The sequence below is a fragment of the Corynebacterium sp. S5S1 genome, assembly GCF_001913985.1.
In the GTDB taxonomy this organism is placed as follows: Bacteria; Actinomycetota; Actinomycetes; order Mycobacteriales; family Mycobacteriaceae; genus Corynebacterium; species Corynebacterium marquesiae.
Genome location: NZ_MKXT01000063.1, coordinates 1 through 437 on the forward strand (window position 1 = coordinate 1; position 437 = coordinate 437).

At 53.5% G+C, this 437-nt stretch carries 1 protein-coding gene and 1 pseudogene; one reads left to right on the forward strand and one right to left on the reverse strand.

The window, feature by feature from the left end; genetic code table 11:
• Positions 1-19: 19 nt before the first annotated feature.
• Positions 20-178, reverse strand: a pseudogene (locus tag BKN05_RS12655) (IS3 family transposase); the annotation flags it as partial.
• 198 nt (positions 179-376) lie between these two features.
• Here BKN05_RS12655 and BKN05_RS12660 point away from each other — a divergent pair.
• Positions 377-437 (forward strand): hypothetical protein (locus BKN05_RS12660; RefSeq protein ID WP_353743559.1); only part of this gene is annotated, 61 nt, incomplete at its 3' end.

Consider the following 437-nt stretch of genomic DNA (forward strand, 5'->3'; position numbering starts at 1 on the left):
ATGTTAGACACTTTCAACCTCACACTACCGCAGCCATGCTATAACGCGCGATACTCATACCATTGAGACTGACTTTAATTCGATGATTGTTATAAAACTCGATATAAGCAGCAATGGCAGCGCCAAACTCTTCGGTTTTCTGCCACCTCTTGCCGCAATACATCTCGTTTTTTAATCTGCTGCAGACGAGTTTGTTGCGGCGTCGTTGTTTATTGACGAGTGGATGGCGGAAAACCCGGATGCGCGTGTCGGCGTGATGTGCCGGACGCGCGGGCAGCTCAGCAGCATCGTTAGCGGTTTGGCCGATCATGGAATTGATGCGGTGCAGACCCGGAATGCGGAGTTGGCCTCGCACCAGCAGGTGTCCGTGATGACGATGCACGGGGCGAAAGGCCTCGAGTTCACGCCCGTGCTGCTGATGGGCGTCGGCAAGAATA